This is a genomic window from Arcobacter rhizosphaerae, from assembly GCF_049472155.1.
Lineage (GTDB): Bacteria > Campylobacterota > Campylobacteria > Campylobacterales > Arcobacteraceae > Arcobacter_B.
The window spans coordinates 480,000-500,154 of the sequence record NZ_JBMOVW010000001.1 but is presented as its reverse complement, the minus strand read 5'-3'; the positions used below and the strand labels follow the sequence as shown (position 1 = coordinate 500,154).

Annotated in this window: 18 protein-coding genes; 2 read left to right on the top strand and 16 right to left on the bottom strand. The window is 25.8% G+C overall.

The annotated features are described in order from the left end of the window. Positions 1-124 precede the first annotated feature (124 nt). The gene (locus ACH5BH_RS02495; protein ID WP_423297329.1) at positions 125-793 is read left to right on the top strand and encodes a hypothetical protein; all 669 of its coding nucleotides are present in this window, start codon (positions 125-127) and stop codon (positions 791-793) included. Between the two features lie 15 nt (positions 794-808). Here ACH5BH_RS02495 and ACH5BH_RS02490 read toward each other — a convergent pair whose 3' ends face one another. From ACH5BH_RS02490 to ACH5BH_RS02435, 12 genes are all read right to left on the bottom strand, one after another. Beyond that, positions 809-1,537, bottom strand: coding sequence for a TIGR03915 family putative DNA repair protein (locus tag ACH5BH_RS02490; RefSeq protein ID WP_423297328.1), 729 nt, complete (start codon positions 1,535-1,537; stop codon positions 809-811). A gap of 1 nt (position 1,538) precedes the next feature. Beyond that, positions 1,539-2,780, bottom strand: coding sequence for a putative DNA modification/repair radical SAM protein (locus tag ACH5BH_RS02485; protein ID WP_423297327.1), 1,242 nt, complete (start codon positions 2,778-2,780; stop codon positions 1,539-1,541). 41 nt (positions 2,781-2,821) lie between these two features. Then, positions 2,822-4,216: a cryptochrome/photolyase family protein gene (locus ACH5BH_RS02480; RefSeq protein WP_423297326.1), complete on the bottom strand. Its 1,395-nt coding sequence runs from the start codon at positions 4,214-4,216 to the stop codon at positions 2,822-2,824. After that, complete coding sequence (locus ACH5BH_RS02475; RefSeq protein ID WP_423297325.1) at positions 4,216-5,271, bottom strand: EAL domain-containing protein; 1,056 nt, start codon at positions 5,269-5,271, stop codon at positions 4,216-4,218. Before ACH5BH_RS02475 ends, ACH5BH_RS02480 begins: the two co-directional genes overlap by 1 nt. Positions 5,272-5,280: 9 nt before the next feature. Next, positions 5,281-5,922 (bottom strand): pyridoxamine 5'-phosphate oxidase, encoded by a 642-nt coding sequence (pdxH, locus tag ACH5BH_RS02470; RefSeq protein ID WP_404304030.1) that lies wholly within the window; start codon positions 5,920-5,922, stop codon positions 5,281-5,283. A gap of 52 nt (positions 5,923-5,974) precedes the next feature. Beyond that, positions 5,975-7,201, bottom strand: coding sequence for a class I SAM-dependent methyltransferase (locus ACH5BH_RS02465; protein ID WP_423297324.1), 1,227 nt, complete (start codon positions 7,199-7,201; stop codon positions 5,975-5,977). 1 nt (position 7,202) lies between these two features. After that, entirely contained in the window at positions 7,203-7,949 is a 747-nt protein-coding gene (locus tag ACH5BH_RS02460) for a DUF1365 domain-containing protein (protein WP_404304032.1), read from the bottom strand. Beyond that, the gene (locus tag ACH5BH_RS02455) at positions 7,946-9,184 is read right to left on the bottom strand and encodes an NAD(P)/FAD-dependent oxidoreductase (RefSeq protein WP_423297323.1); all 1,239 of its coding nucleotides are present in this window, start codon (positions 9,182-9,184) and stop codon (positions 7,946-7,948) included. Before ACH5BH_RS02455 ends, ACH5BH_RS02460 begins: the two co-directional genes overlap by 4 nt. 346 nt (positions 9,185-9,530) lie before the next feature. Then, positions 9,531-9,962, bottom strand: a complete 432-nt coding sequence (locus ACH5BH_RS02450) for a nuclear transport factor 2 family protein (RefSeq protein ID WP_404304034.1) — start codon at positions 9,960-9,962, stop codon at positions 9,531-9,533. Beyond that, positions 9,959-10,717: an SDR family NAD(P)-dependent oxidoreductase gene (locus ACH5BH_RS02445; RefSeq protein ID WP_404304035.1), complete on the bottom strand. Its 759-nt coding sequence runs from the start codon at positions 10,715-10,717 to the stop codon at positions 9,959-9,961. Before ACH5BH_RS02445 ends, ACH5BH_RS02450 begins: the two co-directional genes overlap by 4 nt. A gap of 13 nt (positions 10,718-10,730) precedes the next feature. After that, entirely contained in the window at positions 10,731-11,501 is a 771-nt protein-coding gene (thiD, locus tag ACH5BH_RS02440; RefSeq protein WP_404304036.1) for a bifunctional hydroxymethylpyrimidine kinase/phosphomethylpyrimidine kinase, read from the bottom strand. Between the two features lie 98 nt (positions 11,502-11,599). Then, positions 11,600-12,205 (bottom strand): hypothetical protein, encoded by a 606-nt coding sequence (locus tag ACH5BH_RS02435; RefSeq protein WP_423297322.1) that lies wholly within the window; start codon positions 12,203-12,205, stop codon positions 11,600-11,602. 76 nt (positions 12,206-12,281) lie between these two features. Between ACH5BH_RS02435 and ACH5BH_RS02430 the strand changes: the two genes are divergently transcribed. Then, complete coding sequence (locus tag ACH5BH_RS02430; protein WP_423297321.1) at positions 12,282-13,184, top strand: DMT family transporter; 903 nt, start codon at positions 12,282-12,284, stop codon at positions 13,182-13,184. 25 nt (positions 13,185-13,209) lie between these two features. On the opposite strand, the gene ACH5BH_RS02425 is transcribed toward ACH5BH_RS02430, so the two are convergent. The 4 genes from ACH5BH_RS02425 to dnaJ all read right to left on the bottom strand — a co-directional run bounded on the left by ACH5BH_RS02425 (position 13,210) and on the right by dnaJ (position 20,151). Beyond that, entirely contained in the window at positions 13,210-14,097 is an 888-nt protein-coding gene (locus tag ACH5BH_RS02425; RefSeq protein ID WP_404304039.1) for a formate dehydrogenase subunit gamma, read from the bottom strand. A 172-nt stretch (positions 14,098-14,269) separates the two neighbouring features. Beyond that, positions 14,270-15,487, bottom strand: coding sequence for a tryptophan synthase subunit beta (trpB, locus tag ACH5BH_RS02420; RefSeq protein ID WP_423297320.1), 1,218 nt, complete (start codon positions 15,485-15,487; stop codon positions 14,270-14,272). Positions 15,488-15,556: 69 nt separating this feature from the next. After that, positions 15,557-18,982: a transporter substrate-binding domain-containing protein gene (locus ACH5BH_RS02415; protein WP_423297319.1), complete on the bottom strand. Its 3,426-nt coding sequence runs from the start codon at positions 18,980-18,982 to the stop codon at positions 15,557-15,559. A 50-nt stretch (positions 18,983-19,032) separates the two neighbouring features. Then, a complete protein-coding gene (gene dnaJ, locus ACH5BH_RS02410) occupies positions 19,033-20,151 on the bottom strand; it encodes a molecular chaperone DnaJ (RefSeq protein WP_423297318.1) in 1,119 nt (372 codons plus the stop codon). Positions 20,152-20,155 lie beyond the last annotated feature (4 nt).

The following is a 20,155-nucleotide window of genomic DNA, read 5'->3' as shown; positions in this document are numbered from 1 at the left end:
ATATTTGGACGAGGTTTGTTTTAGTAGTGCAATAGCACGATTAAAATCACAAAAAGTCTTTGTAGGCCAAATATGAGTATTAACTATGTTTTAATAGTATTTTTAACTATAAAAAGGTTGTGTTTTGTTTACATCAAATATAAATGAGCTAAATTTTCTAGCAAATATTAAAAAAGAGAATATCAGCACTAAAAACCAAGAGTTTTTAAAAGAAGTTAAAAATTCTTTAGATAAAGATTTTAAAACAGATAAAACAACTAGTCTTAGTTTTGAAAATATAAAAAATATTTCACTTGAAGAAATAGAGTATCTTTTCAAAGATGAAGAAAATAAACAAATGGCAAAAAACTTAAGACTTGCTACACTTTTTTCAAATGATGAAAATTTATCTAAAGCTATGTTTAACACAGTATTGGGAAAACCTTTCAATATGGGCTTTACTTTTTTATCAACAAAATATGAAGATAAACACAATTATTTTTCATCACTTAATACAAATAATAGTTTAAATGACTTATTACATAAAAGTGCAAGTTACAAAATAAATAATGAAAATCTTAAAACAACTGACCAAATACCCCAAGAACAACTTGATGAGATTTTACTTGAGATTAACTCTTTTTCTTTTTTAGATACGTTAAGTAGTTCATACAAAAATCAGTATGACACATACAAAGATAAAAATAGTGATTATTCATTTTTATATAATGACTACTATTTACAATATGAACAGTTAAAACAAGAGTATAAAAATGCTCAAAATCAAAATACAAATTTCATAAAACAGTTCTAAAAGTTTTAAATAGTTTTAAACAAACTCGGTCATATATTTTCTATAAAGTAGGGGAACATAGTTTTTTTGACATTTTTCATTTTTTCGCTCATCAATACTAACAGCTTTAAAAAAAGTATTCCATAGATTTTGAAACATCTGTTCATCATCTGAAACCTTTGGTTCTTCAAAATCTAAAACCTCTTTAACGCCAAGAAAATAATCATTTTTTATAAATGCGACTTTTCTATTAATATCATGGATTATGTATTTTTGATTATTTAATCTTTTAAAGAAATGCTTACCTAAAAAATAAACTACATTAAACTTTGTTTCAATCTTTGCATATAAAGTTCCATCTTCAAGCTCTTCAAACCTTGTAAAACCAGTCATTTTATGTACATGTCTAAAAAGTTCTTTTTGTAAATTGTCTATATAAAAAACAGATGAATTGTTTATATTAAAAAGCTCGTCTTTGTTTTTAAAGCCATAAATAACAAATGCTAAAAGCTCTAACTCAAACTCTTTTGTATCACACATAAAGGTATTAATAATTTTTTCATAAGATTTTTTATCAAACTTTTCTTCTATTGCCCTTACTACTTTTAGAGCATTTTGTTCATCTGTTTTTATATATTTTATCTCATCTAAAATCAAGGTTTTAGGTTCACTTCTTAGTATTTTACTAGGTTTGTATTTTTTATAAAACACCTCATATACAAGACTTAGAAAACCTTCAAAACTTCCATCATACTGTAAAATCATCTTATATCTCACCTGTTATAGCACTATAATCCATATCAAATAAACTAGGTTGAATTATCTTTTTTTGAGGTGGTTTTACAATGGCTTGCTTTATATCCTCTTTATAAAAAGCTACATCTTTTTGATATTTTCCCTTGCAAGTTATAAAGTATCTTGCTCTTTTTAGAGATATTTTCAACTTTTTTAAATCCTCAAAATCTAAGCTTTTAAATCTTCTAGCCTTTAGTATTTTAAACACACCTCTTACACCAATACCAGGGATTCTCAAAAGCTCATCTTTACTTGCAGCATTTATTTCCATAGGAAAATATTGTAGATTTTGTAGTGCCCAAAAAGTTTTTGGGTCAACATCTTCATCTAAATTTGGATTTTCTTCATCTACTATTTCATCCCAAGTAAAATCATAAAATCTCAAAAGCCAATCAGCTTGATAAAGTCTGTGTTCCCTAAGTAAAGGTGGTTTAGTAATAATTGCTGGTAGATTTTTATCATCATTTACAGGAATATAAGCACTATAATATACTCTTTTTAATAGGGCTTTATCATATAAAACAGAACTTAGTTTTAGTATATCTTTATCACTTTCAGGGGTAGCTCCTACTATTAGTTGGGTACTCATTCCTATTGGTTTTGTCTCTTTTTCTAGACTTATATCTCTTGCATATTTTAGTGGTTGTAGTACTTTTTCTTTTGTTTTATTTGGAGCTAAAAGTTTTAAAGATTTGTTACTTGGTAGTTCTATATTTGAACTTACTCTATTTGCTAATGCTACTACTTCACGTATTAATTCATCTGATGAACCAGGAATTAGTTTCACATGGATATAACCATTAAATTTATATTCATGTCTTAATATTTTCAAAGCTCTTAGTATTAAATTCATAGTATGATCTTCATCTTTTACAATTCCAGAACTTAAAAAAAGACCTTCTATATAGTTTCTTTTATAAAAATTTATTGTTATATCAGCTAATTGTCTAGGTGTAAAAGCTTCTCTTCTTATGTCATTTGACTTTCTATTTATACAGTATGAACAGTCATAAATACAATGATTTGTAAACAAAACCTTTAAAAGAGATACACACCTTCCATCAGCTGTATATGTATGACAAATTCCACTTTTATGAGTAGCTCCTAGTTCACCTGTTTTATAGTTGCTATCACTTCCACTTGAACTGCATGAAACATCATATTTTGCCGAGTCTGCTAAGACTTCCATCTTTTTATATATACTATTTTTCATACTTATATTTTATTAAAAAAATACCATCTAAAGTAAAAATATTACATTTTGTAATATAATGTATCTAAGAATTCATTTGCTGTTTTTAGATGTAAGTCTAGTTTTTCTTTTGACATTTTATTTAGTAGTGCAATTTGCATTTTCATTCTAGGATTATCTTTAAAAAGATGTGAGTATTTATGTAAAAACCTCCAATATAAACCATCTACTATTTTACACCAAGGCTCTTTTTTAGAATAATCACTCATCTTTATAAGGTAATTAGAACTAGCTATATAAGGTTTAGTTGTTATACTTCCTCCATCACTAAAGCCACTCATTCCATATACATTTCCAACCATTACCCAATCATAAGCGTCAATATAATTTTGCATAAAATATTCATAAATATCATTTGGCTTTATTTCTAAAAGTAAAAATATATTACCTAAAATCATAAGTCGTTCTATATGATGAGCATAAGCAGTTTTATTAACTTTTTTTATTACATCATCTAGTATAGAAATACCACTTTTTGCTTCAAGAACTGCTTTTGGCATATTGTTTTTAAAATTAAAAAAGTTTGAATTTCTAAGTTTTACTCCATCATCTTCGTAGATTTTAAGCATAAACTCTCTCCATCCAATAATCTGTCTAATAAAACCTTCTTTGGCATTATAAGGAGCATTTGCTTGTTTGATTTTATTTATTACATCTTCTAAACTTAAAAGTCCTATATTTAAACTACTAGAAATATTTGAGTGAAATAAATATATTAGGTTTTCATCTTTTGTTATTGCATCTTGGTAATCCCCAAAGTTTTCAAATTTTTCTTTTATAAAATAGTCCAATTGTAAAGAAGCCTCAGAAAAAGAAGTAGGGTAATTAAAAGTTTCACAAGTTCCTATTGTTTTAAACTTTTTACAATACTCTTTTGCTTCAAGAATATACTTATTCTCGTAAGCTAATGTGGCTGGTACAAAAATATCTTTAGGTAATTTCTTTCTATTTTCACTATCAAAGCTATATTTACCATATAAAGGTTTGCCATTTTCCATAAAAATATTAAGCTCTTTTCTTCTATTCATATAAAAGTGATGTAAAAATTTTGATTTATCATTTGGATGTAAAAAGTTTTGGTTTTTAACTGTAGTAATATTTTTAAAGTTTTTGTAAACTTTTTTTTCTAAATAGTCATCAAAAAGTTCATACATAAAAATCTCTTCATTTATATATTTTTGTAGATACTTTTCATCTTCAAAATACTCTACATCAAAACCTTTTTGCTTTAAATAATTTTCATAAAATTTCATAGAAGCTCTATGTAATACAAGTTTTTGTATATGAAATTTATATTGAGTAAAAAATAATGGCTCTTCAATAAGTAAGACTTTTTTATCTTTTAACTCATCAGTTTTTTTAAATAACTGATGAGGATATATCAAAAAATATTGCATTAGAAAATTCTTCTTACAGGTTCTGAACTAGGCCTTGCGAAAAAATAACCTTGTGCATAATCAACCCCAAGTTTTTTTACTGTATCCAGTTCTTCTTGGGTTTCAATTCCTTCAGCTAAAATTTCAATATCATTATCAATACAAAGAGACTGTAAAGCTTTGTATACAGATTGTTTTAATTCATCTTTATCTATACCATCTATAATATTTCTATCAACTTTTATAATATCTGGTTTTATATCAATAATCATATTCAAAGAAGAATATCCCTCTCCCACATCATCTAAAGCTATCTTAAATCCTTGTTGTCTATAGTAGTTTAATATCTGTTTTAAATGTACTTTATCTTCTACATTTTCAGTTTCAACTACTTCAAAAACTATATTCTTAGGATCTAGTTCAAGTTGTTTTGCCCATTTTACTGTACTTTGTAAACAAAATTTTGGATCATAAATTGCAGTTGGAATAAAGTTTATAAATACTTTTGCATTTATTTTTTTTACAGCTGCTGTTTTTAAAGCTGATTCTCTACATAATTTATCAAGTCTAAAATTTGTATCATTTCTATTTGATTTTTCAAAAAGTTCATTAGGGTACATTAGTTTTCCATTTGGTAAAACACCCCTTGTCAAACACTCATAAGCAAATATTTTATTTCTTCTTAAATCAACAATTGGTTGAAAATGTGTAGTTAAGGTTTCACTTTCTAAAATTTCAAAAAAACTATTGTCTTTTATAAAGTTTAAATAAATATTTAAAGATTTTGCTTTTAATACAGAAGATATACTTAAAAGTTCATTTTTCGTTTCTATAAATACTTTTATCTCTTTTTGTTCAAATAAAGTAAAATGTTCATCAAAAAAATCAACTTTATTTTCAAAAAAACTTCTTACATTTTTAATATCAAAACTACAAATATTCTCTTCTTGAGTAAAGTTATTCATATCTTTTAAAAGATCTCTACATTTAAAAAGTAGTTCTGGAACTATTGTGATAAAATGAACTTTTCCTTCACTGTTTTCAATACAAAAATTTTTATTACAAACACAACTCATTTTAAACTCCTATGGTGCTAGTCTATTTATTTCCCAACTATTATCTTCATTTAATCTATATTCAAATCTATCATGAAGCCTATCTTTCCCACCTTGCCAAAACTCAATTATTTCAGGTTTTAAAATATATCCACCCCAAAAAGAAGGGAAAGGAATTTCTCCTTTAGAAAATTTATTTTTTATTTCATCAAATTTTGCTTCAAGTAAACTTCTTGAGCTGATAACCTCACTTTGATGAGATACCCAAGCACCCAATTGACTTCCTTTGGGTCTTGATAAAAAATATTTCATAGAAGCAGTTTTACTGATTTTTTCTATTTTCCCTTCAATTTTAACTTGTCTTTCTAATCCCAACCATGCAAAATGTGCAGCTCCATAAGGATTCTCATCAATTTGTTTAGCTTTTTTACTTTTATAATTTGAGAAAAAAACAAAACCATCTGTATCAAAAGTTTTTAATAAAACTGTTCTAATTGATGGTTTCATATCAAGACCAACTGTGCTTACACTCATAGCATTTGGTTCTATTAATTTAGCTTCTAAAGCTTGATTAAACCACAATTCAAATTGCTTGAAAGGACATGAATCCAAATCATTTATATCTAAGCCTTTTGTCATATATTCTTGTCTCATTGTTGATAAATCAAACATTTAAATTCCTTTTACTGATTTGTTATTTTACCACTTATAGCTTTTACAACTACTAAGCAATTAAGCCTTTATTTAAATAAATGTTTTGATCTCTTGTAAATACTACTTGTACCAAATTTACATTTCTTGTTAAAAATGCTGCTTCACAATAATTTAGATACATTTTCCACATTCTAATAAAATAATCATCAAAACCTAAGGCTTTGATTTCTTTAATTTTTTTATTAAAATTTTCATACCAAAGATTTAAAGTTTTGGCATAATCTTCTGTAAACTCTTCTAAATTCAAAAGATTCAATCTTGTGTGTTTACTTGTACTTTTAAGGACTCTTGAAACACTAGGTAAATGTCCTCCTGGAAAAATATACTTTTGTATAAAATCTGTACCCTTAGAATAAGTTTCATATCTATTATCAGGCATAGTGATAATCTGTAAAGCTAATACGCCATTTGGTTTTAAAAGCTTCTCACATTTTTTGAAAAAAATATCAAAATACTCACGTCCTACTGCTTCAAACATTTCAACTGCAATTATTGCATCATATTTCCCTTTTAAGTCCCTATAATCTTTTAAAAAGATATCAATACTTTCTTCAATTTTATTTTCTTTAAATCTTTGTTCACATAGTTTTTTTTGCTCAGTACTTAAAGTAACTGTCGTTACTTTACACTTTTTTTCTTTTGCTAAATGTATTGCCATTGATCCCCAACCTGAACCTATTTCAAGTACATTATCACCTTCTTTTATATTTAATTTATTTGCTAAATGAGTGATTTTTCTTTTTTGTGCTTCATAAAGTGATTCATCAGGATTTTCAAATATAGCAGCTGAATACATCATCGTTTCATCTAAAAATAATTTATAAAAACTATTTGATAAATCATAATGTTTAGAAATATTTTTTCTTGAGTTTTTCTTAGAGTTTTTTCTTAAAAAATGTTTTACTTTATTAAAATGAGGTAAAATATTTATAAAAAAATTGTTTTTATTATCTTCACTTTTTACCCCTAAGTTATCGGAGTTTATTAAAGCTATTTGAATTAACTTTGTTAAATCATTTGTTTCAAACTCTTCATCCATATAACTCTCAGCAAAACCTATATCTCCGTATAAAGCTATTTTTAAAAAGAAGTTATAACTATTTAATTTCAAAAATACTTCTTTTTCTTGTTTTGAACCATAATATTTTATTTCATTATTTGGGAACTGTACTTTCAAGTTTCCTTGTTCTAATTTTGAGAAAAAAGAATCACCAAACTTATGCCATAGCTTTTTCATTTTAATATCTCCTTTTTGTATCTATATCTTCTACACTATTAAATTTCAAACCTTTTTTATAAAGTTTTAAAGACTGCCATAAAGTTCTTGTAACTACAAAAAAAGTTAAAAAAGTGTGCTTTAAAAATAGTTTTATAATATTTTTGTCTGAGAACTGAAGCGGAGTTCCACTAAAAGATGCTGTTAGCATTTTTTTATTCTCTTCAAATAAATCTATTTTTAAAGCCACATTTGACTTGTCGTATCTAAATAAAAAACTATAAGAACCATCTCTTTTAAAAAAGGGCGAAACATACATATCTTTTGGTATTTCACCTCTATATAAATTATGTCCTCTATGACTTAGTTTTATAGGATATATAACTCTTCCTCCATTATAGTTGTGAACTTCTGCTAAAATAAAGTCAAGCTTTTCATCTTTATTAATTATTAAAAGTAAACTAATAGGATTAAATACAAAATTCATAATTCTAGGAAGTGTTATAAATCTAGTTTTAGTAGGTTTTTTGATATCAAATTTTTTTAAAAGTTCATCTATGTTTTCTAAAAAATCTTTTTTCCCTCCAAAGTGATCTTTACTTTTAAAAGAAAAAAGATTGAATTTATTATATGAGAAAAGTTTACTTTTTTCTTTATTTAAATTATTTATATCAATATCTAACATAAAAAATTTATATTTAAAATCATGTTGTTTTGGGAGAAATCTTTTATGGTATATTACTCCATCATAAAAAAAATTTGAACTCATAGCTCACATCCAAACTTTGAAGCTATAGTATTTGCACTCCAAAGACCATCTTCATGAAATCCATATCTCCAATAAGCACCTGCAAAATATGTATTATTTACTCCATTTATTTCAGCTCTTCTATCTTGTGCTTCAATTGCTTTTGTATTAAATTGAGGATGAGAATAAGAGATTTTCTCTATTACTTCATCAACATTACTTAACTCATTTAAAGATACAAAATAATCTTTTTTCGTTTTTAAATTTTGTAATGTATTAATCCAATATGATAAAGTCACTGCGTTATTATTTTTTGTAGATGTTTTATAATTCCATGCAGCATAGATATTTTTATCTGGATATAAAACTTTTTTATCATTATGAAGTAGGGCATCATTTTGTTTATATTTAAAAGCTTCTAATATCTCTTTTTCATTTAAACTTGCATCAGCTAAAAGCTCTAAAACATCAGGAGCATGCATAGCAAAAACAACTTTATCATAAACTTTAATTTCATTATTTTCAAAAGTTATAAAGACACCATCTTTTTTTCTTTCAACCTTTTTTATATTTGCATTTAAAAATATTTGGCCTGAAATATTTTCTTTAATTTTATTTACATAATTTATACTTCCATTTGATACAGTAAGCCATTGATGATGAGTAGTAACACCTAATAAACCATGATTTTTAAAAAATTGTAAAAAAGTTCTTGCAGGGAAGTCATTCATACTATTACTTGGAGTAGACCAAATAGAAGCTCCCATAGGAATAATATATCTTTGTTTAAAAGCTTTACCATAAGGTTTTAGATAATCCCCTAAAGTTTTATCTAAATCATAACTATTTGTTTCTAAGTCTTTATTAGCTTTTTTATTAAATTTTATTATATCATTTATCATAAAATAATGTGAAAAATTAAAAATATTTTTTTTCTGAAAAAATAATCCTGAAAGAGAGTTTCCATTGTAAGCTATGTTTTTATCTTTGTCCCAAAAACCAAAGCTCATTTCACTATTTTCTATTTTAACATCAAGCATATCAAAAAGTTTTGTAAGTAAAGGATATGTTTCATAATTAAAAACTAAAAAACCTGTATCAACACCAAATCTTTTACCATCTTCTTCAACTTGTGTAGTTCTTGCATGACCACCAAGCCGATTTTCTTTTTCATATAAATCAACATGATGTTTTTTACTTAGAAGATATGCACTTCCTAAACCGCTAATACCTGCTCCTAGAACTGCTATTCTCATATTATCTTCCTTTTATAAAAAATTAGATTTATTAATTTAATTTTAAACATCTGTTGAATACTTTATATATGTTAGTATTTTTAAAATAGTATTCAACAGTTGAGGCTACACAGTTTTGCTGGAAACTGTTACAAGTACGAGCTACTTCGTACAAGATTACTAAAATATTTAAGCTTAACAATTTGGACTGACTTTAAAGGCTTTGAATGTAATAATGAGAACATAGCAAAATAATAAATAATTTTACACTCACAAGGACACTTAAATATTTTAGTTGAAGTAATAATAACAACTATTAATTACTTTTAATAGCTGTATTTTGTCATTTTATAGAAAACTATTCTATTTATGCTTTTATTTTATTTTTTATAAATCGTAAGATAGATTTTAATACAGGAATTTTTTCATATATATTTGAAGCAGCATCCCAATAATCAATATGTGAAATAACTTTACCTTGACTATCTAATTGTACTCTACTAACTCCTGTAAAGCTTTCCATATTCTTGCTATTTTTATATTTAAACATAAAGTTCCATTGTAAATAAGCAATATCATCATTTTGAATTATCTCTTTTACAAGAAATCTTGGTTCATCGATAGTTTTATACATCTCATTAAAAATATTATATATAGCTTGAATACCTTTAGTTTTTTGAAAAGGATCTTCAAAATAAACATCATCACTAAAAATATTTTTATATTCAAAAAAAGAAATATCTTTATTTAAATTTTCAAAAAATAACGCATAGTTTTGTATTTGTTTTGAGTAATTCATTTTATTAATCCTTTCGTTATTGCTAAAGATATTTTATATGGCAATAGCCTTAATAATGTAAGAAAAAATGACAATTTATATGGAAATTTAATTTCAAATTTATAAGAAGATTTACTTAATTCATGAAAAATTTTTAAAGCAGCTTCATTACTATTCATAAGTTCAGGCATTTCAAAATTATTTTTATTAGTTAACTTTGTTTTTACAAAACCATGATTTATTATTTGAACTTCAATATTTTTCTTTATAAGTTCAGGTTGTATTGCTTGAGCAAAATTTACAAGTGCAGCTTTACTAGCACCATAAGCTGCCGCATTTGGTAGACCAAAATAACTTGATAAACTTCCATTAAAAACAAACCTACCAAAGCCTTGAGAAAGGAAATATTTACTTACTATATTTGTAAGTCTAACAGCACCTAAATAGTTTATATTAGTCATTTCTTCAAAATCTTGAATATTTAACTTTTCCACTGATGTTAACTCATAAACTCCTGCATTAAAAATACAAATATCTAAATATTTTAATTTTTGCCAAACATAAGCTGTAGCTTCTTTTATAGAAGAGTTATCTTCTACATCAATATTTTTTAAGTATAAAGTTTGTTTAAAAGAAGACTTTAATCCTTTTAATTCATGGCACTCTTTAGCAGCTCTTGAACTAGCTATTACTGTATAGCCATTTTGTAAAAAAAGTTTTGTAAGCTCATAGCCAATTCCACTACTAGCACCAATTATCCATATATTTTTAGACATAATAAATCCTTTATTATATTTCAGTAAAGCCTTCTAAATTATGCTTTATAGGACCATTTCCTTTACCTAAATTGGGAGCATTTTTGATAGCTTGATATATATACTCTTTTGAAATTTTTATTACTTCTTTAAGATTGTTATTTTGAGATAATAATGTAGCAATACTGGCACTATAAGAACAACCTGTTCCATGTGTATTTAAATCACTTGCTCTTTTAGTTTGGAAATACTCTAGTTTTCCATCACTTGTTTTTAGAACATCTACTGCAAAATCAGTATTATCTTCAATATCTTTAAATAAAATATTTGTTCCATAATTTTCGCATGATAAAATATCTTCTATTTGTTCAACCCCAAAAAACTCCTTTGCTTCATATTTATTGGGAGTAATTAATGTTGCATAAGGAAAAAGACCTTTAAGGTTTTGAATACAAGAATCATCTAAAAGTTTAGCATTGGCTCTTGAAATAGCAACAGGATCTAAAACTATTGGAATATCTAGTTTACAAATATAATTTTTTACGACCTCTATTAATTCAGGAGAACCTAACATACCAATTTTAACTGCTTTGATATCAAAATCATTTGCTACTGATTGTATTTGTTTTTCAACAAAACTTGGTTCTAAAGCCACAACACCTTGAACACCTTGAGTATTTTGTGCTGTAATAGCTGTAATTGCAGTAGTCATAAATCCATTGTGATATAAAGAACTTTTAATATCTGCTTGTATACCAGCTCCACCACCACTATCACTTCCTGCTATAGATAAAATTGTATTCATTATTGAATCCTTTTAATTTTATATTGTTAGTTTAACTTTATAATTTAATTTTTTGTATTTGTATTTTGTAAGTTTATAAAAAGTAAGCTCAATGAAGCTTACTTATTAGCAATATAGATATCTATATTTAAAATTGCTTTTAGAGTTTCATCTTTTTTTATTGTTTTTATATCACTTGATATTTTATGTAATGATAAATTACCTTCAATAGTTTGTAAAATATGCCAAAACCTTTCATTAAAAGGAACTTCTATATTTTTTATACCATGCTGCATAATTAACTCAACAATTGTTTCAATACAATGAAAATAAAATATTTTATTTTTTGCTCTTTGTATTTTATAGTTTCGCATTATTTTAAGATTATTTATATAAGCTTGTTTTTCTAATTCTGAAAGAGAAGCTCTATTTTGCACACTTTTTTCTTCTTCATCTAAATGTTCTAAATATGAATCAATCTCTTTATTCATTGTGTTTTCAATATTTGGATGAAATTTTAATATTATATTTAATATCTCATCAGAATTTAGCCTTTGCTCTTTTAATTCATGACTATAGTTAGTTTTTCTTTTATATTCATGATCAAATGCTTCTAAAAGTTCTGCTGCATATTTTAAGTATTTAAATTTATCTTCTTTTCCATCTTTAAAAGAGATACCATGTTCACTAATAATTGGTTTTAATCCTGCATATTCTAGTTTCATATTCCTTCCTTGTATTTTAATATTTTATCAAAGAAAAATAAAAGCTTTATAAAATTATATTTTGTTATAATTTCTTATGCAAAATACTATCAATAATCAAAATCAAGAAAATCTAAAAGGTATATTTTTTATGGTATTAGCTGTATTAATTCTACCTTTTAGTGATGCCATAGCAAAATGGTTATCATCATCTTATACTATTATTCAAATAGCATGGCTTAGGTTTTTTATTCAAGCTATAATATTATTAATATTATCTTTTATCTTAAAATACAAAATATCTGCATTTAAAAAAAAGTATATTTTCGTAAGTTTTTTTATTAGTGCTTCAATTGTATTTTTATTTTGGGGATTAAAATATCTACCCTTAGCAAATAATATAGCACTATTTTTTATTGAACCTTTAGTTTTAACACTTCTTAGTGTAATCATTTTAAAAGAAAAACTTCAAAAAAACCACATAGTAGCTGTAATAATAGGTTTAATTGGAACTTTAATCATAATTAGACCCAACTGGTCAGCTTATGGAATGGCATCTTTTTTTCCTATTGTATCAGCAATATTTTATGCCTTATATTTAATAAGTTTAAGACAAGTATCAACCAAATCAAATAATAAAAGTTTACAGTTTTTTATTGGAATATTATCTACATCGATTTTATCTATTATTATCATCATTTGTGAATTCTTAGATATAGATTCATTTGGTTTTAACCAAATCAAACTTAACGATTGGTGGTTGATTCTATTATTAGGAATAATAACTACAATTGTTCAACTTCTTGTATCAAAAGCTTTCTTTTATTCTAAAGCTTCAAGTTTAGCATCTTTTCAATATCTTGAAATAATAAGTGCTTCAATACTAGGTTGGTTAATATTTAACCATCTTCCAGATTCATTGACAATAACAGGAGCAGGGATTGTGATTTTTTCAGGTTTATATTTGATTAGACATGAAAGAAGGAGTATAAAAAAATAAAGTTCCACAAAAGTGGAAACTTTATTTATTTCTTATCTTTTTGAATTTCTTTATAGTATGAACTATGTAAAATAGCCATTTCCTCTTCTTCTTTATAGCCATTAATTATACTAGCAATAGCACCTTTAATAGCAAAAATTGACATATAAATATGAGTAAAAAATAAAGCTGTCATAGCAAGTCCTACAATATTATGAGCAATTATACATAATCTTAACATCTCAATTTTTGTTAATCCAAACATTGTTAAAACTGCTAAATTTAAATCTTGTACATATAAAGTTGCACCTGTAAAAATCATAACAACTCCACCTAAAGTACATACCCAAAACCACATTTTTTGCCCTGCATTAAACTTACCTGCAGGAACTGGTTTTTTCTCTTTTGATAAATATCCCCCTAAAATCATAAACCATTTTACATCCTCAGCAGTAAATAGCATATTTTTAAGCCACATTAAAAACATTGGTACAACACTAATCATAAATAATACTGTAGAAACAGCATGAAGCTCTTTACAAGCTTTTACAAACTCTCCTCCACCAAAAGTAGATCCAAACATCATAATAAGACCTGTAGGTATAATTATAATAAAAGAAATAGCAGCAATACCATGAACTATTCTATTAAAAAGAGTAAATACATAATATTTTTTACCATCATGTTTAAACTTTTTTGGCCCAATAATTAAATAGTGGATTAAAAACACTAAAGGTACAATTATAATAATTGACAAGTAAGCATTTTCAAAAAGTTTTGTTTGTAAAAAAACAAATAAGTCACCAAAATGACTATTCCCATTTTGTTGTTGCGACAACATATTGGTAATAATTTCTTGATTGGACTCACTAACTGTAGTGTAAGAAAATAAAGCCGTGCATAAGCCTAAGATTAAAAAAAGACATTTTTTCATAATGTTCTCCTAAATAAATATCCAAAATTATCTCTTCCTAAAATGACTTTAATATGACTTTTTGATTTTAGTAAATATATTTTTACTAGTATTATTAGATTTTTTAGGGATATATTATGTTAGGTAAACTATTTTTGACTAAAAAAGAAATAAATTTCTTTTTTAGTTTTTATTAGAATTTAGCATTAGGAATAGGGTGGTTTTCTACAACAAAATCAATATCTTTATCACCTCTACCTGATAAATTAACTAAAATTGTTTTATCTTTTGGAAGTTGTTTTGCTAATTGCATAGCAAAACCAACTGCATGGGCAGACTCTAATGCAGGAATGATTCCTTCAAGTTGAGATAATTTATAGAAAGCATCTATAGCTTGTGTATCATTACAAAGTCCTACTTTTGTTCTTCCAATATCATTTAAGTGTGCTTGTTCAGGCCCAACTGATGGGTAATCAATACCAGATGCAATTGAATAAACAGGAGCTGGTTCACCTTTTTCATCTTTAAGCATTACTGAATTAAATCCATGCATAATTCCTTCTTCTCCATAAGTTAATGAAGCTGAATGTTCTCCTAGTTTTTCTCCTTTACCCATAGGTTCAACACCATAAAGTTCTACTTCTTTATCATCAATAAAACCTGCAAAGATTCCCATTGCATTTGATCCTCCACCAACACAAGCTATTACATTGTCAGGTAAATTTTCTTCATGCTCAAAAAATTGCTCTTTTGATTCAATTCCTATAATACTTTGAAAATCTCTTACCATCATAGGGAAAGGATGAGGCCCAACAACTGATCCAATACAATAAATAGCATTATTAGCTTGTGCTACATAAGATTCAAAAGCTGAATCTACAGCTTCTTTTAAAGTTTTAAGACCATGCGTAGCAGGAATTACTTTTGCTCCTAATATTTTCATTCTTACAACATTTGGATGCTCTTTAGCAATATCAACTTCCCCCATGTGTATCTCACACTCTAAACCAAAGTATGCAGCAGCTGTTGCTAAGGCAACTCCATGTTGTCCTGCACCTGTTTCAGCAATAACTTTTTTAAACCCCATCTGTTTAGCTAAAATTACCTCTGCCATACAGTGATTTAATTTATGTGCACCTGAATGATTTAAATCTTCTCTTTTTAAATATATTTTAGCTCCACCACAATGAGCTGTTAAATTTTTTGCATAAGTAATTGGAGTTGGTCTTCCTTGAAAATGCTTTCTTACATATTTTAACTCTTCAATAAATTCAGGAGAATTTTTAATCTCTGCATAAGCTTTTGTAATATCTGCAAATGGTTTTTCTAACATTGGAGGAATAAAAGAACCCCCAAATCTTCCAAAATAACCATTTTCATCTGGATTTGATTCTAAATAAGATTTAGCCATAAGTGCTTCCTTTTGTCTTTTCTAAGCGTAATAAATGGCGAATATTATATTCTATATGTTTTTAATCTCTTATGAAAGTGGAAGTTTAATAGTCACTTTTGCACATTTATCAAATGATTTTTCTTGAAATATATAAGAAATATTTTCTATTTTAATTTCTCCATTTAAACTTTCATTTACAATTTTATGAGTCATATATAAACCAAGTCCAGTTCCTTGGCTTTTATGTTTTGTTGTAAAGTATGGTTCAAAAACTCTATCTATGAATTCTGGTTTTACTCCTCCTGCATTATCAATTACTTCTATAAATACATTATTTTTATTTTTAAAACAATTAATTGTTATATATCTAGTATTATATTCTTTATCTTTTAAAGCGTCTTTTGCATTGTTAATTATGTTTAACAATGCTTGAGTTAATTCATTCTCATAAGAAGTTATAAAAATCTCTTTATCTAAATTTAATTCCATTTCAATAAAATTATTTGAAAAAGAACTTTTTACAATATTTAAAAGTTTTTCTATACTTTTACTAAGATTAAATTTTATTTTCGTTTTATCAGTTTTAAGATAGTTTTGAAAATCATCTATTGTTTGTGATAAAAACATAGTAGTTTGTGCTATATTATCAATAGTAGTATTAAAAGTTTTATCATCTAATTGATTAAACTGTTTTTGTAGTTTCATTCCTGTTGCAGCAGTGGATATAAAGCTTAAAGGTTGTCTCCATTGATGAGCTATATTACCTATCATCTCACCTAAACTTGCCATTTTTGATTGATGTATTATTAATTGTTCTTTATTTTTTATTTCGCTCATATCTATAACTGATACTATATCACAATATTTATTCTCAAAGAAAATTGTTTTAGACTTTAAAAGAACAGGGAATACCTTCGCATTTTTCTTAATTGCTGTTAATTCATAAGTTTTTGTTTTAGACTCTTTAATTATAAAATCTAATTTTTGTTTATTTTCATATTTAAATAAAGAATCAAATTCTAAATCTTTTAACTTTTTTTTACTTAAATTAAACATTTTTATAGCTTCTATATTTGTAAAAAGAATCCTATTCCCCTTTACAATAAATATTCCTTCAATTGTAAGATTTATTAAAGCCCGAAAGTTTTCTACAGTATTCTCCAATTCACTTTTTGTTTGTTTTAAACTATTTTGATATTTAAGTAACTGTCTATTTTTATAAAGAATAACAAATATTATAATAAGTAAAGGCAAAAAGTATTTCCAAAGAATTGAATAATCAAAGACTTGTGTGTATTCAAGTTTTGACCATTTATCATATATAGCTCGTTTTTCCTCAGAAGTCATTGTTTTTAAAACTTTATTAATTATAGATTGTAACACTTTATAATCATCTCTAATCATCACTTGTAAATCAAAACTAATACCTGTACTTCCAGATATTTTTATATTACTGTATGCATATTTTTTAATATTATGAACTAAAATAGGCATAGAATCAACTATTACATCTACTTTATTATTAGAAAGATACTCTAACCCTTGCTTAATATCATTATAAAAAATAAATTTCATTTTAGGATATGCTTCTTTTAATAATATATATGCCGTGAAGTCTTTACCTACACCAACTTTTTTATTTAATAAATATGAAGCATCAGGAATATAATTTTTATTGTTTAAAGTTGCTATTCCTAAAGGAGCTTTGTAATAAATATCTGAAAATATTGCATATTTTTTTCTATCATTAGTTTTAGATGTACTAATGATAATATCATTCCTTTTATATTTTATATCCTCTAAAGCATTAGTAAAATTGCTTTTAAAGTCAAAGTTTACTTTTAAATTTGCTTTATTAGTAATATATTGCCAAAAATCAAAACCTAAACCATAAGCTTTATCATTTTCTACAAAACTTATAGGTGCCCAATCAACACCATAGGCAACATTTATAGTTGTATTTTCTATAAACTCTTGTTCTTCTTTAGTAAAGTTAATTTCTTCTGCATAATTAAGCCATTTTTGATTTAATAGTTCTAACTCTTTTTGATTTAAAGAGTTAATAGCCTTATTGATAAGCTTTTTTAGCATAATCAAATCTTTTCTAACTCCTATATATAACTCATTTTTAAAATTAGGTATAATTACAGATGAAGTGATTTTTAAATCCCTTGAATAATACTTGTTAATATAATATCTTGCTAATAAATTATTTTGAATACTCCCATCTATATAATTATTTTTAATTGCATCAAAAATTTCTTTTAAAGTCTTATATTCAACTATTTCAATTTGAGGATATTCTTTTTTTATAACCTTTGTAAGCTGCCAATCTTTAACCATTCCTAATTTTTTATTTTTTAAGTCATCAATATTAATAATATTAGTTGTAGATTTTTTTGTAACTATTGATAAAACTTGTTCAAATACTGGATAGGTATATTCTAAGTATTTTTCTCTATTTTCACTGTAAGCAATAACTGGCAAAACATCAATTTTATTTTCTTTAAATTTTTTTAATAACTGAGTCCAATTATCTGTTATAAAAACTGGTTCCAATCCAAGTTTACTACTTATAAGTTTAATATAATCAACAATATATCCCTTAGGTCTATCATTTTCATAAAAGTCAAAAGGTATCCAATCATATTCATTAGCAATTATAAGTTTACTTTTATTTTTTAAAAAACTTTGTTCTTCTTTAGTAAAATTAATTTTTGATTTTACAATATCTAATTTTTCATTCATCCAAATGTTTGATAATCTAATTTTTTCTTCAATTGGAATACTTGATAAAACTTTATTTATAATATTTCTTAAAATAATATAGTCTTTTCTAATTGCAATATGTAAAACATTTCCCATTTCATTTGTATAAAATTCAGGTTTTATATTATTGATTGAATTTGCAGTAATCATATAATTTGCTATTGCAATATTAGAAAGAAAAAAATCTGCTTTTTGAGTAACTACTGCATCGATTGTCTCCAATAAGTTATTTGTATAAACAATTTCAATACTTGGATAATTTTCTTGCATAAATTTAATCTCAGGATATCCTTTTACAACAGCAAATCGTTTACCTTTTAAATCATTCAAAGATTTATATTCAGTAGAATCATTAGTATTGATAAAGGCATAGTCTCTTGCAGTTAAGTAAGGATCTGAAAATATGAAATTTGATTCTCTATATTTATTTTTAACTATTAATGGTATAAGATCAATTTTTTTATTTTTAGTTTTTTCTAAAATATTTTGCCAGTTATCTTCTATTTCTTTAAATTCAAGACCTGTTTTTTTTGATATTATATTTAAATATTTTTTACTAAGACCTGTATATTCATTGGCATATTTAAAATAAAATGGAGCAATCTTTTTTTCTACCCCAACATTAATTATAGGGTTATCTTTTATAAATTGTTTTTCTTCTTTTGTTAAATTGACTTCATCAGATGCAAGACAGCTAACTAAAATAAAATTTAGAAAAAGTATTATGAAGTGTATATTTTTCATATTAATCCTTATTCAAGCATTATACTTAAATAAGGATTAATCTTATTAAATTAAGAGAACCACTTCTTTACTTTATCAAACATATTTTCAAAGCTTGATTCGTGAGGTTTACTTTCAACTCCAAAACTCTCTTGAAGTTTTTCTAATAATTCTTTTTGTTCATCAGTTAAAGATTTAGGGTATTCAATTTTAATTTGTACTACTAAATCACCTTTACCGTAACCTTGTACAGATTTAACACCTTCTCCTCTAAATTTAAACTGTTGTTTATCTTTAGCTCCTGCTGGTATTTCAAGCTCAAGTTCACCTCTAAGACCAGGTATTTTAATCTTATCACCAAGTGCAACTTGAGTGAAGAAAATTGGAGCTTCAAGATAAATATCATCATCATGTCTAACAAAATGAGAATCTTCTTTTACATTTACTTGTAAATATAAATCTCCTCTTGTACCATCTGGTGCTATATTACCTTTATTTGATACTCTTATTCTCATTCCATCATTAACACCTTCTGGAATATCAACTTTAAATGAATCTTTTACTTCATCATATCCATTTCCACCACAAGATTTACAAGAAGCACTTACAGCTTGACCTGAACCTTGACACGTTGGACAAGTTTGTGCAAATGTCATAAAGCCTTGTCTTGTATGTACTTGACCTGCACCTTGACACGTTGGACAAGTTGAAAGCTTTCCATCTTTTGCTCCTGTACCCTTACATGGTTTACAAGCTGTTTTATATTTATAATCTACTTCTTTATTACATCCAAAAACTGCTTCATTAAACTCTAGTTTTACTTCAACTGCAATATCTAAATTATAATTATAAGATTTTCTTTGCCTTCTTGAAGAACCTCCACCAAAAGCAGAACCAAACATTTCTTCAAATACAGAACTTAAGTCATCAAAGCCTCCTGAGAAACCTCCACCTTGACCATGTCCTTCTAAACCTTGTTTTCCATATCTATCATAAATTGATCTTTTTTCTTGATCACTTAATACCTGATATGCTTCATTTACAGCTTTAAATTTTTCTTCAGCTTCAGCATCATCAGGATTTTTATCTGGGTGATACTTCATCGCCATTTTTCTGTAAGCTTTTTTTATTTCACTTTTTTGTGCATCTCTACTTACTTCTAATACTTCATAATAATCTAATTCAGTCAATTAA